Genomic DNA, 14,565 nt, shown 5'->3' on the forward strand with positions numbered 1-14,565 from the left:
CTTAGGCGGAGCGCGGCCGGTTCGCGAAAGCGGGCCGGCCGCTTTTTTTTGTCCTGCACGCCGCGTACGGTTCGGCTCCTTCAAGCGGAGTTCGGCGATGCGGTTTCAAGGTACGGCTTTGGCGGCATTGCTGCTGTTTGCGAGCACGGCCGCATGGGCTGAGGACGGCGACGCTGCGCGCGGCACCGCTTTGTACAAGCAGCGTTGCGCTGTCTGTCATGGTCTCGATGGCGGTGGCGGGCAGGGGCCTGCGTTGCAAGGCGTCCTTGGCCGCAAAGCGGGCGAGGTGCAATTCGGCTATTCGCGTGCGCTGCGCCAGTCGGGTCTGACCTGGGATGTCGACACGCTGGAGCGCTATCTCGCCAAACCGCAATCGACCGTGCCGGGCACGACGATGGTGGTTGCGACCGCCAACGCAAAAGAACGCGCCGACGTCATCGCCTTTCTTGCGACGTTGAAACCGGTCGCTGCTGCTGCGCCAACGGCACCCGCGGCGCAAAGCAGCGCTGCGCCGGCGCAGGTCGGCAAATTGCTCGAAGGCCGCGCTGCGTTCGGCGATTTCCGCGCCGATGCGCCGGGCGTTCGTCGCCACATCACGGTCGACGCACTGCCCGCGCCCTATGAAACCCAGTCGGCGCGCAATCCGTCGCGCGTCGTCGAGCCGGCGGCCGATGCGATGCCGCGCGTACCGGACGGATTCAAGATCGAGAAGTTCGCTGAGAATCTTGCAGCGCCGCGCATTCTGCGCACCGCGCCGAATGGCGACATCTTTGTCGCCGAGACCGCGGCCGGCCGCGTCAAGATTCTGCGCGGCACAGGCAAGGCCGAGAAGATCGAGGTCTTTGCGTCCGGTCTCGAAGGTCCGTTCGGCATTGCCTTCTATCCCGCCAGCAATCCGCGCTTCGTCTATGTCGCCGAAGTAAACCGCGTGGTGCGCTTCGCTTACAAAGAAGGCGACCTCAAAGCGTCGGGCAAACCCGAAATCATCGTGCCGCAACTGTCGCCGACCTCGGGCGGTCACACGACGCGCGACCTTGTGTTCTCGAAAGACGGGACGCGCATGTTCGTGTCGGTCGGATCGGCGTCCAACGTCTCGCCGGGCGGCGACGCGAAGAGCGGCGACGCGTTGCGCGCGTGGGAAGCGTCGCGCGCAATCGGTGCCGCCTACGGCGATGAAGAAAAACGCGCCGACGTGCTGGTGTTCGACGTCGACGGAAAGAACGGCAAGATCTTCGCCGCCGGCATTCGCAATTGCGTCGGCTTGGCGGTGCATCCGTCGAGCGGTGACGTCTGGTGTTCGACCAACGAGCGCGACGGGTTGGGCGACGATCTCGTGCCCGACTACGTCACGCGCGTGAAAGAGGGCGGCTTCTATGGCTGGCCCTGGTTCTATCTCGGCGCGCACGAAGATCCGCGTCACGCCGGTGCGCGGCCCGACCTGAAAGACAAAATCACTGTGCCGGACGTGCTGCTGCAATCGCATTCGGCGTCGCTGGGCATGGTGTTTTATGACGGCGCGAGCTTCCCGGCCGCGTATCGCGGTGACGGGTTTGCGGCACTGCACGGAAGTTGGAACCGCGCGCTGCGGACCGGTTACAAAGTGATACGGGTGCGGACGCGCGACGGCGTGCCGACCGGCGAATACGAGGATTTCCTGACCGGGCTCGTGATTAACGACCGCGAAGTGTGGGCGCGTCCGGTTGGGCTGACGGTGGCCAAAGACGGGTCGTTGCTGGTCAGCGAAGATGGGAATGGCACGATTTGGCGCGTCAGCTATCGCGGTGCAGCGCGCTGACGTCTACTGCAAAAGACCACTCTGCGGCGTTTTTCATCCGGTCGCGACTTTACGGGTAGAAAAGCCAACTGGACGATGCCTATGCTTTGTCTATGGCACGCATACTCATCGTCGATGACGACCGGCATACATGCGAGTTGCTGCGGCACATTCTGGAAGCCGCGTCGCATGAAGTGCAGACGGCATATGACGGGAGTGACGCGGCGCAATTGTTTCGCACGCAGACATTCGACCTGGTGATGACCGACATTTATATGCCGGAGCGCGACGGGTTCGACGTAATGCGGGACGTGCGCAAACAGCAACCCAACGTGCCGATCATCATCTTCACCGGTCAGCGCGACCTGCATTTCGATCCGCTCAAAATGGCGGACCGGTTGGGTGCCGACATGGTGATGCGCAAGCCGATCGTTCGCGCGACCGTGTTGTCGGCGGTGGAGCAGGTGCTGAACGGTCCACGCCCCGCAGTCGAGAACGGAACGACGGGTTAGTCTTCGTCGTTTGCTTCTGTTGCGCTGGTTGCCGCCAGCAGACGCTCGATCACGGTTCGAAACAGTGCAGCTTCGCTGCGCGTCAGCGCGCCCAGGAACTGCGTTTCGTAGGCGAGTGCCAGCGGCACAATCTGTTCAAAGATCTTTGCGCCCTTCGGAGTCAGCGCCAGCTTGATCAGGCGCCGGTCCTGCGCGTTGACGCGCTTGCGGATCAGCCCGGTTTCTTCGAGATGCGCGGCAGCGCGGCTGACTTTGGATTTGTCCATATCGACGCGACGCTGGATGTCGCGCACCGAGACTTCGTGGTTGTTCGCCAGATGCGCGATGACGCGCCATTCCGCAATCGAAAGCCCGAACCGCTCGGCATAGACCTGCGCCAGCTCGTTGCTGACGCGGCTTGCCAGCACGTTCAATTGATAGGGCAGGAACTGATCGAGGTTGAGCATCGTCCTGCCCCAGATTGACAATCGTTGCAAATGAGACGATATCTCGGCCATTCATTGCAGCGCAAGGTGTTTGGAGGCGTCATGGTGCTTCGCTACATGCCGGGCTTCGGCAACGATTTCGAGACCGAAGCGTTGGAAGGCGCGCTGCCGCAAGGGCAGAACTCGCCGCAGCGTTGCCCCTACGGTCTCTATGCCGAGCAGTTGTCCGGCTCGCCCTTCACCGCACCGCGCGGCACCAACGAACGGTCCTGGCTCTACCGCATGCGCCCGTCGGTGCAGCATGTCGGCCGCCAGGTGAAGTTGGATCTGCCGCATTGGAAAACCGCGCCGCATATCGTCGAGCACGGCGCGCCGCTGGCGCAGTTGCGCTGGGACCCGGTGCCGATTCCCAAAGAGGACGTCACCTTCGTCACCGGCATGCGCACGATGACGACCGCGGGCGACGTCTACACGCAGGTCGGCATGGCGGTGCATGTCTATCTCGTGACCGCGCCGATGGTGGACGAGGTCTTTTACAATGCCGACGGCGAGCTCCTGATCGCGCCGCAGCAGGGCACGCTGCGCATCACGACCGAGCTTGGCATTCTTGAAATCGGTGCGGCCGACATCGCGGTCGTTCCGCGCGGCACCAAGTTCAAAGTCGAACCGGTCGACGGGCCGTCGCGCGGCTATGTGTGCGAGAATTACGGCGCCAAATTCACCTTGCCCGATCGCGGGCCGATCGGCGCCAACTGCCTGGCCAATCCGCGCGACTTCAAAACGCCGGTCGCCTGGTATGAGGAGAAGGAAACCAAGCACCGCATCATCATCAAATGGTGCGGCGGCTTTCACGTCAGCGAAATCGGCCATTCGCCGTTCGACGTCGTCGCGTGGCACGGCAATTACGCGCCGTATAAATACGATCTGCGCACCTTCTCGCCGGTCGGCGCGATCGGCTTCGATCATCCCGACCCGTCGATCTTCACGGTGCTGACCGCGCCGACCGGCGAGGCGGGCACGGCCAATGTCGACTTCGTGATTTTTCCCGAACGTTGGCTGGTGGCCGAGAACTCGTTCCGGCCGCCCTGGTACCATATGAACATCATGTCCGAGTTCATGGGGCTGCTCTATGGCCGCTACGATGCCAAGGAGGAGGGGTTCCAGCCCGGCGGGATGAGCCTGCACAATTGCATGCTGCCCCATGGCCCCGATCGCGATGCTTTCATCAAAGCCAGCTTTGGTGAGTTGAAGCCGCACAAGCTCACGGGCACGATGGCCTTCATGTTCGAGACGCGCTTTCCGCAGCTTCTGACCAAGTATGCTGCGACCCTGCCGACGTTGCAGGACAATTACGCCGATTGCTGGCGCGGCCTGGAAAAGAACTTCGACAAAAACCGACGCGATTGGAACGGCTAACAATATGAAGCTTGCTACGCTGGACAACGGCACCCGTGACGGTCGTCTCGTCGTCGTGTCGAAAGATCTGACGCGCTGTGCCGACGCGACGCGGATCGCGCCGACGATGCAGTACGCGCTCGACAATTGGAGCAAGGTCCGGCTGGCGCTGGAATTGATGGCCGAAGACGTCGAGCATGAAGCCGTGCCGATCGAACGGTTCCGCGAACATCGCGCGCTGTCGCCGTTGCCGCGCGCCTATCAATGGGCCGACGGCTCGGCCTACGTGAATCACGTCGAACTGGTGCGCAAGGCGCGCGGCGCCGAGATGCCGCCCAGCTTCTGGACCGATCCACTGATGTACCAGGGCGGGTCCGACACGTTCCTCGGCCCGCGCCAGCCGATCCGCATGGCAACCGAAGAATACGGCATCGATCTCGAAGCCGAGATCGCGGTGATCACCGGCGACGTCACGATGGCGGCGAGCCGCGAAGAAGCGGCCGATGCAATCCGTCTGGTCATGCTGGTCAACGACGTCTCGTTGCGCAATCTGATCCCGAACGAATTGGCCAAGGGCTTTGGCTTCTTTCAGTCCAAGCCGTCGTCGGCGTTTTCGCCGGTCGCAGTCACGCCCGACGAACTCGGTGAAGCGTGGGATGGCGGCAAGCTGAATCTGCCGCTGACCGTCACGTTGAACGACACGCCGTTCGGCCGCGCCAACGCGGCGACCGACATGACGTTCGACTTTCCGACCTTGATCGCGCACGCCGCAAAGACGCGCGCGCTGGGCGCTGGTGCGATCATCGGCTCGGGGACGGTGTCGAACAAAGGACCCGATGGCGGTCCGGGCAAGTCGATTGCCGATGGCGGCGTCGGTTATTCGTGCCTTGCCGAATTGCGCACGGTCGAAACCATCCGCGACGGCGCAGCGAAAACACCGTTCCTCAAATTCGGCGACACGGTGCGCATCGAAATGAAAGACAAAGCCGGCCATTCCATCTTCGGTGCGATCGAACAGACGGTCGAGAAAGACGGCTGATGCGGATTGCCGTTATCGGACCCGGCGCCATCGGCGGAACGGTGGCGGCATGGCTGGCGCAACGCGCGGATCTCGACGTCACGATTTGCGCGCGCAGCCCGCTGCCGAGCCTCACGATCGAAACGCCGTCGCGCACCATCACAGCGACGCCGCGCGTTCTGACCGATCCAGGGCAGGGGGAACCGGTGGATTGGGTCCTGATCGCAACCAAGGCCTATGACGCCGAAGGCGCTTCGCGCTGGCTTACGAAACTCGTCGATGACACGACCCGTGTCGCAGTGCTGCAAAACGGCGTCGAACATATCGAACGGTTCACGCCGTATTTGCCGGCTGCGCGCATCACGCCAGCGATCGTCGACATTCCGGCAGAGCGCAACGCGCCCGGTCGTATTCACCAGCGGCGCGACGGTTCGATTCTGGTGCCGAACGATGCCGCATCCTTCGTCGATCTGTTTGCGCATACGCCGATCGCGGTTTCGACCACCGATGATTTCCGCAGCGAGGCCTGGCGCAAACTCTGCATCAACGCAGCCGGCGCGGTGTCGGCGCTGACGATGAAGCCGGCCGGCATCGTCGCGCGCGACGACGTCGCCGCGATCATGTGGATGCTGGTCGAGGAATGCGCTGCGGTCGGGCGTGCCGAAGGCGCGGTGCTGGACGACAAGATCGAAGACGAGATTATTGCGCGCTACCGAGCTGGCCCGCCCGACGGGATCAACTCGATGCTGGGCGATCGGCTTGCCAATCGCCCGATGGAAATTGATGCGCGCAATGGCGTGATCGTGCGGCTGGGAAAGAAGCACGGTATTCCCACGCCGATGAACGCGATGATCGTCACCCTGCTGGAAACGGCGGCCGCATGAACCGCGACAATCTCACCGAACGGCAAAAGAAATGGTTCGCTTCGGTGCAGGCAAGCTTGGAGCGCGAGACTGGCAAGACGCTCGCCGAATGGGTCAAGCTCGCCAAGAAATGTCCTGAGACCAAACCCAAGGCGCGCGCCGACTGGCTGCGCGAAAACTACGGGCTTGGCGTCAATCGCGCCGCGCAGATTCTGCACGAAGCCTTCCCGCCCGAACCGGGTTCGGAAGAACCGGCGGCGCAACGTGCTGCGTTGTGGAAAGACGCGGCGTCGCTGGCGCTGCTGGAAAAGCTGGAAGCGGCGATCGCGAAACTTAGCGACGTCGTGCCGACGCAGCGCAAAGGCTTCACCGCCTGGTCGCGCAAAGTGCAGTTCGCGGCAGCGAAGCCGGTGAAGGGCGGGCATCTCGCTCTGGGATTGGCGATCGCGGTTGCGGGCAAGCGTCTCGTTGCGGCGAAGAATGAAGGCTGGTCCGAGCGCCTGACGGCAAAGCTCGTGATCACAAAGCCAAGCGAGATCGATCGCGATGTAATTGCCTGGATAAAACAGGCTGCGGACCGTAGTTAGCCGCGTTCGGAACTGATTGCGTTGCGTTGGCGGCAGACGGCAAAGAAACACAAGCAACGCGCCGATTTCGGACTCTGACGAACTTGTAATTAAAAAATTGAAAGGCGCAGTTTCGAGTCATTGCCCAGACTCGATTGGACATCGCCATGCGATTCCGCACGCCTTTTCTGTGTATCGTTGCTGCTGTGCCGCTGGTGATGCTGCACGGCGTCGTGCCGCGCAGCGTCGAGAACGTACCTTCGATCGCAATTACCGACGTATCGCTTTTCGACGCCGACCTGCGGCAGATGCGTCGGTCGATGACGGTCGTGCTGCGCGGCGATCGAATTCTCGCTGTCGGCCCCGACCGTGAAACGACCGTGCCTGCCGGCGCACACCGGATCGACGGGCGCGGCAAGACATTGCTGCCGGCCTTTGTCAGTGCCCATGCCGCCGACCAGGATTTGCTGCCGCTGGCGAATTTGAATCCGGCCGAGTTGAGTCGGTTCATCGCGGTCCAGAAAGGTTGGCAGATCGCGATTGCGCCGCGGCTGGTCCAGATGGAGCAGGAACTGGTCGACGAGCAGCAGGACGAGCCATCGTTCGAACGTTTGCTAACCTTGGTGCGCAAACTTCATCATGCCGGCGTGCCGATCATCGTCAAAGCCGACAGCTCTTTGCGCGAGCTGGAGCTGTATGAGAAAGCCGGCGTCTCGCGGTTGGACATTCTGTACGGCGCAACTTTGGGTGCCGCGCGGATCATGAATCGCGACGACCAGCGCGGATCGATCCAACGCGGCAAGCTGGCCGACTTGTTGTTGATCGACGGGGCGCCGGACCGGCATATCGCCGACGTGCACAAGGTCGCGCTGGTCATCAAAGGCGGCCAGATCACCAATCCGTCCGTGCACTGAGTCGCCTTCGGCGCGGAGCCGGGTTAGCTTCCCGGCCCATGACCGCACCGACGATCGCCGACATTCAGTCCGTCCGCGCGCAGATTGCGCCCTATATTCTGGAGACGCCCGTCCATCGTTGGGACGGGCGCGAGCGCGATGCGCGGTTCGAGGGCGACGTCGTCGTCAAGCTTGAGCTGTTTCAGCATACCGGCACGTTCAAGCCGCGCGGCGCTTTGTCGAACGCGCTGTCGTTGCAACCAGACGCACTGCAACGAGGCATCACCGCAGTCAGCGCCGGCAATCACGCAATCGCCGCCGCCTATGCCGCGCACCGCCTGGGCGTATCGGCCAAGGTCGTGATGCTGGCCAGCGCCAATCCGGCGCGCGTGCAGCGGGCCAAGGCGTATGGCGCTGAAGTCGTGATGGCACCCGACGGCAAGAGCGCGTTCGAACTTGCCGGCCAGATCGAACGCGACGAGGGCCGCGCTTTCATTCATCCGTTCGAAGGCCATCGCACCGCGCTGGGCACAGCGACGATCGCAGCCGAATGGCACGAACAAGCGCCGGACCTCGACGCGATCATCGTGCCGATCGGTGGCGGTGGGTTGATGGCGGGCATCGCGGCTGCAACCAAATTGCTAGCGCTCAATTGCCAGGTCTTCGGTGTCGAACCCGAAGGCGCCGACACGATGCATCGCAGTTTTGCGGCGGGTGAGCCTGTGTCGCGCAGCGACGTTGCAACCATCGCCGACAGTTTGGCGCCGCCCTACGCGCTGCCTTACAGCTTCGATCTCTGCCGCCGCAATGTCGACGAGCTGGTGATGATCAACGACGATCAGATCCGCGACGCGATGGGCGTGTTGTTCCGCGAAATGAAACTGGCGGTCGAACCGTCAGGTGCAGCAGCGACGGCCGCCTTGTTCGGGCCGTTGCGCGACCGGTTGCGCGGCAAGCGCGTCGGCGTCATCGCATGCGGTGCCAATATCGACATTGCCGGCTTTGCCAAACATATCGGCGCCGCGCAGGAGGCAAGCGGGCTGCTCTAATTTACGGATGCAGCTTGAGGTCTTTGACGACCTTGTTCACCAGCCGCTTGTCGGCATGGACCGCAAGCCCAACCAGATCGAGCTGGTCGGTCGGCACGTTGGCGATAGCGGCGCGGTTGTCGACATCGTTGTTGGTGCCGAAATGCGGCGCCGTATAGATCGACGGTTTCAGATCAAGCTCGATGGTTCGCTTCAACGCGGTCTGGAGCCCGGCCGCATCGGTGGCGAATACCAGGATCGGCTGACGCAGGTTCGGCCCGTACACGCGCCCATCTCCGTCCTGGTACGGGGCGCCGACCAGTTCGGGTGACGTGCCCGACAACCCGCCGGTGATGAAGGATGCGACATTCAGCTTCTGCCAAACGGCGAGGTCATCGCGCACGATGACGGCGATTTTGGTGTCGTAGATCATGGACCAGCATCTGCCGGATCGCCCCACAGGGGGTCTTGAACGATCGTGCAACGGGACGCGCGACTGGCTGCGCGTGGGCGCGGGCGAGCTGCTGCGCATCGAAGCGTTCTTTGGCGGCCATGCCTATGACCCGCATCAGCACGATACGTACGGGATCGGCCTGACCTTGGCGGGCGTGCAGAGCTTCGATTATCGCGGCGCGCGCGCCGACAGTCTGGCCGGCGACGTCATCGTGCTGCATCCCGACGAAACGCATGATGGGCGCGCCGGCGTCGAGGCGGGATTCTACTACCGCATGGCCTATATCGAGCCCGCTCTGTTGCGCGGTGCGCTGGACCGGCAGACGCGCAGCCTCCCATTCGTGCCCGACGCTGTGTCGCGCGATCCGCGCCTGGTTCATGCGGCGCGGCTGGTGCTGCGCGATCTCGACCGCGATCTCGAACCGTTGGAGCGCGACCAGTTTCTGCTGGCGCTCGCCGACGCGATGCTCGCGGTCGACAAATCAACGGCGACGGGTCGCGATGCCTCTGCCGATTTGCGCGCCGCTGATCGCGCACGCGCCTTTCTCGAAGCGCAGTTTGATCGCACCGTACATTCCGAAGAGCTGGAGCGCGAAACTGGCCTCGACCGGTTTGCGCTGGCGCGTTCCTTCCGGCGCCGGTTCGGCACCAGCCCGTATCGCTATCTGACGATGCGCCGGCTCGACCGCGCGCGCGGCGCGATCTTGCACGGTGCGTCGTTGGCTGATGCGGCGGCGCTTGGCGGCTTTGCCGATCAGAGCCACATGACGCGCCAGTTCCGGCGTGCCTACGGCGTGTCGCCCGGACGCTGGCGCGCGATGCAGCGGACGACGTTCAGAACTTGATCGTCGCCTCGGCACTGAAGGTGCGTTGCGGGAACGGGTGGAACAGGAAGTATTTGCGGTCGCCGACATTGTCGATGCCGATCGCCGCCGACAGATCCTTGCTCCATTCGTAGCGTACGCGCGTATCGACGACGAAGTAGCCGCCGAAGCCTTGATAGGTGTTGGCGTAGTGATCCGAATTGTCGATCGTCGCAAAGCTTCGACCCGCATAGCGCCCGGCGACGGTGATGCTCCACGCCGTGTCGGGACGGTAGGTAGCGACCAGGCTGGCGCGCAGCTTTGGCAATTGCGGCGCGCGTTTGCCGACTGCAGCCGGGAAGGCGGCGTCGGCGAGAATCTCCGAGTCGAGCCAGGTCGCGTAGCCTGACAGTTCCAACCCGTCGATCAGCACGTCGTCGTGCGACGCAACCAGCTCGACGCCGCGCGCGCGCGTCTTGTCGATATTCTGCACGAAGCTGAACAAGCTCGACGAGCCCGGCACAAGCGGCGCCGTCTGCGACAGCAACGCGTCGCGCAGATCTTCCTGGAACAGCGAGATGCGCGCGCGGCCTTTGTCGAAGCGTCGTTCGAGCGAGACTTCGTAGGACTGGGCGCGTTCGGGACGCAGATTGGGATTGGGAACCGTCAAGTTCGGACCGGTGGTGACGGTCTGGTACAGCTCGGTCACGGTCGGAAAGCGATTGGCGACGCCGAACGACGCAGTCGCGGTCCAGTCGTTGTTCGGCGTCCAGGCCAGCGACGCTTTCGGCGACAATTTCTTGGCGCTCAGGCTGGGCTGCGTCACCGACAAGAACGGCGCCGATGAGAAATTGCTGCCGTCGAATGCACGCCACCATTCATAGCGCGCACCGACCGTCAGCCGCAGCGCCGAGGTCAACGACCAGGCATCCTGCAGCCACAGCGCATCGGTTTTGGTTTTGCCGCGCGCGATCGCGGTCAGGCTGGTCGTATCGCCGCCGATCCAGTCACTTGTCGTGCCGCGTGGATTGCGGAAGGTGAATCGATCTTCGTGCGCGCCGAACGTGACGTCGTGCGCGTCGTCATGCCACCCGGCGCGCGCGTCGAAGGTGCGCCAGCCGGTGCCGTCGAGATCGCTGATCGTACCGGGCCCGGTCACTGACGCGCTGGGAAGAAGATTGGTCGGCGTGCGTTGCCGGCTTTGCGCGAACTGGTACGAGCTGGCGACGACATCCCACGACCAGGCGTCGAGACCGTGCGTGCCGACCGACAGGCTGTTGGCCCAGTGGCGCTCGTCAAGGTGATAGACCTGGTTCGAGAAAGACGACGGCGCGACCGTGTAGCTGTAGCCGGCGATATTCAGCGTGCCGCCATAGACTGCGTTGCCGGCTGCGTCGCGCAGATAGGTTTCGGCATGCGCATTGTCGCGTTGCTGGAAGAGGCCGAGCGCATAGGTCGCGCGGATCGTGTCGCTGAGGTCGTAGCCCAGCTTCAACTTGGCATTGTCCTGCACCTGATGTTCCAGCGCGCCCGCGCCCAGCACGACGATCGGCGCGCCGGTCCGGTTGGCATCGGTGAAAGCGCCGGTGACCGGCGTGCCGACATTGCTCGGTGAAGTTGGGCGCGTTGCGGTGACGTAGGTGAGCGGCTGCGCGCGACTGTCGAGGTGATTGACGCTGATCCAGGCCGACAGACGCCCCCAGCGATCGCCTGCGACCGCAGCGACGCGACCGCTGCCATAGACGTCTTTGGTGCCGTACTGGCTGAAATCCTGAAACGCGGTCTGCGCGGTTGCGCTGACTTCGGCGCGGTCGGGCATGCGGGTCGTAATCACCACCACGGCGCCGACCGAATTGCCGGGATAGGCAGCGGCGAACGGGCCGTACATGACGTCGATCCGTTCGATTTCTTCGGGCGAAACCATGCCCCAGCGCGGCGACGCATTGCTGTTGTTGTTGCCGATCAGCGCCGACAGCAACACGCCGTCGGCATAGATCAGACTGCGCGCGCTGGCACCGACGCCCGAGGTGCGTGTCGTGATCGGCGCCTGCGTGTCGCCGAGATGGCGTTTGCGCGCCAAAATCGACGGCATGTATTTCAGCGCGTCTTCGACATTGACCGCGTTGATCTTGGTGCGGACTTCGTCGGCGGTGATGCTTTCGGTCTGGTTCGGCAGTTGCTGCCGCTCCGCAATCGAACGCTGGGCCTGGACCTCGATTGTAGTCAGGCGCGTATCGCCATCACCGTCGCCGTCGGCGAACGCAGGCAGGGCGATGCAGGAAACAAGGGCGGCAAGCGCGAGAATCGCGCGCCGTTGCAGGCGGGACATTGGGTGCTCCGGTCATCTGAACGCAAAAATCCGGCGCACGCGTGGTGTGCCGGCGGCAAAGGTCAGATGAGCGAAGGCGGTCCGGTTGTCGGTGGCGGTGGTGCGGCAAGGCCGCGGCCGGGACGCTGGTCGGCGACCGCACGCTGCACCGTCGCCATGACGGCGTAGGTGGGGGCTGCGATCTGCACCAGCGTCGGCGCGATCGTGACCGCCGACGTGGCGGTGAAGGCGCAGCTTGTATCCTGCTTGCTGTCGCTGTCCGCCGAGGCGGGATCGGCGTCGTGCGCAATCGTCATCAGACCTTGCGAGGTACAGACGACGAGGTCGGGCATGCCGCCGGCCTTTGCCGAGCTGAGCATGAAGCCGCCTGGAATCGCGGCGCGCAGCAGGATCGCGAGAATCGCCAACAACGCTGCAGGGCGCAGCGCCGGTTTCGCAAATTTGCGGGCGGTTCTCATCACCGGTCTGCTAACGCGCGACGCCGTGCGTTGTCCAGGGACCGGCCGGAGTTTGGCAAGTTGACGAGGCGGGTAGCGCGGTCAGCCCGGATCGGCTATTCGATGCGCCCGCCCCGCGAGGGGCCGTCCGAGCGATCGGACCCACCGGTCGGATTGGGAGCGAGCCACTCCCGTAAGTATCTGATCGGGCAGGGATGGAGGGGTGGCCGAGTGGCTGAAGGCGCCGGTTTGCTAAACCGGTTTACGGGAAACCGTAACGTGGGTTCGAATCCCATCCCCTCCGCCACCTGCTTCGCCTCGCCGCAGCCCGCCACATAGCAACCGCGTCAGAACCGGCGTAGCCACGGGTGCAAACCCGAGGAGACTTGTCGATGCGCTCGCTGATCTTCGCTGCTGCTTTCGCACTGACTGCCGCGACTGCACATGCAGCCGATACCAAACCCGTCGCCGAGAATGGTTGGTCGCGCGCGACCGCGGTCGGCCAAAGCGTCGGCGCCGGCTTCGTCACGTTGCGCAATCCCGGCGACACGTCGGACAAGCTTGTGTCGGCGAGCAGCGACGCTGCGGCCAAAGTCGAGCTGCACACGCATATCAACGACAACGGCGTGATGAAGATGCGCGCCGTGCCCGAGATCGAAGTTCCCGCCAAAGGCAGCGTCACGCTGGCGCCGAGCGGCTTTCATCTGATGCTGATGGGATTGAAGGCGCCGCTGACCGAAGGCCAGCACGTGCCGGTGACGTTGGTGTTCGAAAAAGCCGGCGCCGTCACGACGCATCTGATGGTGGCTGGACCGGGCGCAAAAGAAGCGCCGGCCAATCATGCGCACTAAGGGGCACGCCCACTAATCCAAGTCAAAGCGTCTTTCGCAGCAGCGCGCCGAGGCGCGCGACGCCCGCTTCGATTGCTTCGTCGCTCTGGGTCGAGAAGCTGAAGCGGGCGTGGTTGCACGGCCCGTCGGTCGGAAAGAAGGTCGCGCCTGGAACGTAGGCGACTTTCGCCAGCGGCACGGCCTGTTCGGCCATGAACTGCGCCGTGTCGAACCCGGCTGGAAACGTCAGCCAGGTGAACAGCCCGCCATTGGGCTCGGTGAATTCGACGCTCTGCGGAAAATGCGCGCGCAACATCGCCAGCATCAGGTCGCGCTTGCCGCGATAGATGTCGCGAATGCGCGCGATCTGCGCCTCGATATCGTGCGCGTCGAGAAAGCGTGACGTCGCCAGCATGTTCAGCGTGCTGCACTGCGTATCGGCCGCGAGTTTCAGCAAGGTCAGCTTGTCGATCACCGGTTGCGGCGCCACCGCCCAGCCGAGCCGCAGCCCCGGCGCCAGGATCTTCGAAAAACTGCCGAGGTGAATGACACGGCCGTCGGTGTCCAAGCTGAGCAAGGTTGGAATCGCCGGACCCTGAAACCGCACGTCGCGATAGGGGCTGTCTTCGAGAATGATGAAGTCGTGCGTGCGCGCCAGTTCGACCAGGCGTTGACGGCGCGCCAGGCTCATCGTCACGCCGGTCGGATTCTGAAAGTCGGGCACGGTGTAGAGAAATTTGGCGCGACCGCCGCCACGAAAGAACGCGTCGACCGCATCCGTATCGATCCCGTCGCCGTCCATCGCAATTGCGTGATAGCGCGGCTGGTACGGATTGAACGCAACCAGCGCGCCCAGGAAGGTCGGATTCTCGGTCAGCACCGTGTCGCCGGAATCGATCAGCATCTTGCCGACGAGATCGAGTCCCTGCTGCGCGCCCTGCAGGATCAGAACCTGATCGGGATCGCATGCGGTGCCGTCGTTGGCGACGCGCGCGGCGACTTGTTCGCGCAGACGGCGCAATCCCGACGACGCGGAATATTGCAACGCGGTTCGCCCGTGCTCGGTGATGGTCGAACGATAGCTCTCGGCCAGCCCGTCTGTCGGAAACAACGATGGATCGGGATAGCCGCCGCCGAACGAAATGATCGACGGATCTTCGCCAAGCTTCAGCAGCTCGCGGATGGCGGACGGCTTTACCAGCTTCATCCGCGCCGCGTAGTGCATTGTCATCTGCGCGC

15 protein-coding genes and 1 tRNA gene are annotated in these 14,565 nt (G+C 63.7%); 11 read left to right on the top strand and 5 right to left on the bottom strand.

The window, feature by feature from the left end; translation table 11 throughout:
- Nucleotides 1-97: 97 nt before the first annotated feature.
- Both TMPK1_RS00495 and TMPK1_RS00500 read left to right on the top strand, forming a co-directional pair.
- A complete protein-coding gene (locus tag TMPK1_RS00495) occupies nt 98-1,795 on the top strand; it encodes a PQQ-dependent sugar dehydrogenase (RefSeq protein ID WP_420240760.1) in 1,698 nt (565 codons plus the stop codon).
- Between the two features lie 92 nt (nt 1,796-1,887).
- Nucleotides 1,888-2,286: a response regulator gene (locus TMPK1_RS00500; RefSeq protein ID WP_420240761.1), complete on the top strand. Its 399-nt coding sequence runs from the start codon at nt 1,888-1,890 to the stop codon at nt 2,284-2,286.
- Here TMPK1_RS00500 and TMPK1_RS00505 read toward each other — a convergent pair.
- Nucleotides 2,283-2,732, bottom strand: a complete 450-nt coding sequence (locus tag TMPK1_RS00505) for a MarR family winged helix-turn-helix transcriptional regulator (RefSeq protein WP_420240762.1) — start codon at nt 2,730-2,732, stop codon at nt 2,283-2,285. The genes TMPK1_RS00500 and TMPK1_RS00505 overlap by 4 nt on opposite strands.
- An 81-nt stretch (nt 2,733-2,813) precedes the next feature.
- On the opposite strand from TMPK1_RS00505, the gene hmgA reads away from it, so the two are divergent.
- The 6 genes from hmgA to TMPK1_RS00535 all read left to right on the top strand — a co-directional run bounded on the left by hmgA (nt 2,814) and on the right by TMPK1_RS00535 (nt 8,495).
- On the top strand, nt 2,814-4,127 hold the full coding sequence (gene hmgA, locus TMPK1_RS00510; RefSeq protein ID WP_420240764.1) for a homogentisate 1,2-dioxygenase: 1,314 nt from the start codon (nt 2,814-2,816) through the stop codon (nt 4,125-4,127).
- A 4-nt stretch (nt 4,128-4,131) separates the two neighbouring features.
- Nucleotides 4,132-5,145 (top strand): fumarylacetoacetate hydrolase family protein, encoded by a 1,014-nt coding sequence (locus tag TMPK1_RS00515; RefSeq protein WP_420240765.1) that lies wholly within the window; start codon nt 4,132-4,134, stop codon nt 5,143-5,145.
- Nucleotides 5,145-6,008 carry a 2-dehydropantoate 2-reductase gene (locus tag TMPK1_RS00520; protein WP_420240766.1) on the top strand — a complete coding sequence of 288 codons (864 nt, stop codon included), beginning with the start codon at nt 5,145-5,147 and terminating at the stop codon, nt 6,006-6,008. Before TMPK1_RS00515 ends, TMPK1_RS00520 begins: the two co-directional genes overlap by 1 nt.
- Complete coding sequence (locus TMPK1_RS00525; protein WP_420240767.1) at nt 6,005-6,574, top strand: DUF4287 domain-containing protein; 570 nt, start codon at nt 6,005-6,007, stop codon at nt 6,572-6,574. The genes TMPK1_RS00520 and TMPK1_RS00525 overlap by 4 nt, the downstream gene beginning before the upstream one ends.
- A gap of 146 nt (nt 6,575-6,720) precedes the next feature.
- Nucleotides 6,721-7,467 carry an amidohydrolase family protein gene (locus TMPK1_RS00530; RefSeq protein WP_420240768.1) on the top strand — a complete coding sequence of 249 codons (747 nt, stop codon included), beginning with the start codon at nt 6,721-6,723 and terminating at the stop codon, nt 7,465-7,467.
- A 38-nt stretch (nt 7,468-7,505) separates the two neighbouring features.
- Entirely contained in the window at nt 7,506-8,495 is a 990-nt protein-coding gene (locus tag TMPK1_RS00535; RefSeq protein WP_420240769.1) for a threonine ammonia-lyase, read from the top strand.
- A 1-nt stretch (nt 8,496) separates the two neighbouring features.
- Here the strand turns inward: TMPK1_RS00535 and TMPK1_RS00540 are convergent, their stop codons facing one another.
- On the bottom strand, nt 8,497-8,907 hold the full coding sequence (locus tag TMPK1_RS00540) for a DUF2000 family protein (RefSeq protein ID WP_420240770.1): 411 nt from the start codon (nt 8,905-8,907) through the stop codon (nt 8,497-8,499).
- Between TMPK1_RS00540 and TMPK1_RS00545 the strand changes: the two genes are divergently transcribed.
- Nucleotides 8,906-9,772 carry an AraC family transcriptional regulator gene (locus TMPK1_RS00545; protein WP_420240771.1) on the top strand — a complete coding sequence of 289 codons (867 nt, stop codon included), beginning with the start codon at nt 8,906-8,908 and terminating at the stop codon, nt 9,770-9,772. The two genes, TMPK1_RS00540 and TMPK1_RS00545, sit on opposite strands and share 2 nt — an antisense overlap.
- On the opposite strand, the gene TMPK1_RS00550 is transcribed toward TMPK1_RS00545, so the two are convergent.
- Together TMPK1_RS00550 and TMPK1_RS00555 are read right to left on the bottom strand one after the other, a co-directional pair.
- Nucleotides 9,762-12,059: a TonB-dependent receptor gene (locus tag TMPK1_RS00550; protein ID WP_420240773.1), complete on the bottom strand. Its 2,298-nt coding sequence runs from the start codon at nt 12,057-12,059 to the stop codon at nt 9,762-9,764. The genes TMPK1_RS00545 and TMPK1_RS00550 overlap by 11 nt on opposite strands.
- Nucleotides 12,060-12,121: 62 nt before the next feature.
- Nucleotides 12,122-12,517, bottom strand: coding sequence for a DUF2946 family protein (locus TMPK1_RS00555; RefSeq protein WP_420240774.1), 396 nt, complete (start codon nt 12,515-12,517; stop codon nt 12,122-12,124).
- Nucleotides 12,518-12,713: 196 nt separating this feature from the next.
- On the opposite strand from TMPK1_RS00555, the gene TMPK1_RS00560 reads away from it, so the two are divergent.
- A tRNA-Ser gene (locus tag TMPK1_RS00560) sits at nt 12,714-12,803 on the top strand.
- 85 nt (nt 12,804-12,888) lie between these two features.
- Complete coding sequence (locus tag TMPK1_RS00565) at nt 12,889-13,347, top strand: copper chaperone PCu(A)C (RefSeq protein ID WP_420240775.1); 459 nt, start codon at nt 12,889-12,891, stop codon at nt 13,345-13,347.
- Between the two features lie 22 nt (nt 13,348-13,369).
- On the opposite strand, the gene TMPK1_RS00570 is transcribed toward TMPK1_RS00565, so the two are convergent.
- Nucleotides 13,370-14,557, bottom strand: coding sequence for an aminotransferase-like domain-containing protein (locus TMPK1_RS00570; protein WP_420240776.1), 1,188 nt, complete (start codon nt 14,555-14,557; stop codon nt 13,370-13,372).
- Nucleotides 14,558-14,565 lie beyond the last annotated feature (8 nt).

The organism is Roseiterribacter gracilis, from assembly GCA_018332375.1.
Lineage (GTDB): Bacteria > Pseudomonadota > Alphaproteobacteria > BOG-932 > Roseiterribacteraceae > Roseiterribacter > Roseiterribacter gracilis.

What these genes read in the sequence shown, in the direction of transcription:
- TMPK1_RS00570 (WP_420240776.1), bottom strand. Translation starts at nt 14,557, where the DNA reads ATGACAATGCACTACGCGGCGCGGATGAAGCTGGTAAAGCCGTCCGCC.
- TMPK1_RS00550 (WP_420240773.1), bottom strand. Translation starts at nt 12,059, where the DNA reads ATGTCCCGCCTGCAACGGCGCGCGATTCTCGCGCTTGCCGCCCTTGTT.
- TMPK1_RS00525 (WP_420240767.1), top strand. Translation starts at nt 6,005, where the DNA reads ATGAACCGCGACAATCTCACCGAACGGCAAAAGAAATGGTTCGCTTCG.
- TMPK1_RS00505 (WP_420240762.1), bottom strand. Translation starts at nt 2,732, where the DNA reads ATGCTCAACCTCGATCAGTTCCTGCCCTATCAATTGAACGTGCTGGCA.
- TMPK1_RS00530 (WP_420240768.1), top strand. Translation starts at nt 6,721, where the DNA reads ATGCGATTCCGCACGCCTTTTCTGTGTATCGTTGCTGCTGTGCCGCTG.
- TMPK1_RS00535 (WP_420240769.1), top strand. Translation starts at nt 7,506, where the DNA reads ATGACCGCACCGACGATCGCCGACATTCAGTCCGTCCGCGCGCAGATT.
- TMPK1_RS00495 (WP_420240760.1), top strand. Translation starts at nt 98, where the DNA reads ATGCGGTTTCAAGGTACGGCTTTGGCGGCATTGCTGCTGTTTGCGAGC.
- TMPK1_RS00555 (WP_420240774.1), bottom strand. Translation starts at nt 12,517, where the DNA reads ATGAGAACCGCCCGCAAATTTGCGAAACCGGCGCTGCGCCCTGCAGCG.
- TMPK1_RS00565 (WP_420240775.1), top strand. Translation starts at nt 12,889, where the DNA reads ATGCGCTCGCTGATCTTCGCTGCTGCTTTCGCACTGACTGCCGCGACT.
- TMPK1_RS00520 (WP_420240766.1), top strand. Translation starts at nt 5,145, where the DNA reads ATGCGGATTGCCGTTATCGGACCCGGCGCCATCGGCGGAACGGTGGCG.
- TMPK1_RS00500 (WP_420240761.1), top strand. Translation starts at nt 1,888, where the DNA reads ATGGCACGCATACTCATCGTCGATGACGACCGGCATACATGCGAGTTG.
- TMPK1_RS00540 (WP_420240770.1), bottom strand. Translation starts at nt 8,907, where the DNA reads ATGATCTACGACACCAAAATCGCCGTCATCGTGCGCGATGACCTCGCC.
- hmgA (WP_420240764.1), top strand. Translation starts at nt 2,814, where the DNA reads ATGGTGCTTCGCTACATGCCGGGCTTCGGCAACGATTTCGAGACCGAA.
- TMPK1_RS00515 (WP_420240765.1), top strand. Translation starts at nt 4,132, where the DNA reads ATGAAGCTTGCTACGCTGGACAACGGCACCCGTGACGGTCGTCTCGTC.
- TMPK1_RS00545 (WP_420240771.1), top strand. Translation starts at nt 8,906, where the DNA reads ATGGACCAGCATCTGCCGGATCGCCCCACAGGGGGTCTTGAACGATCG.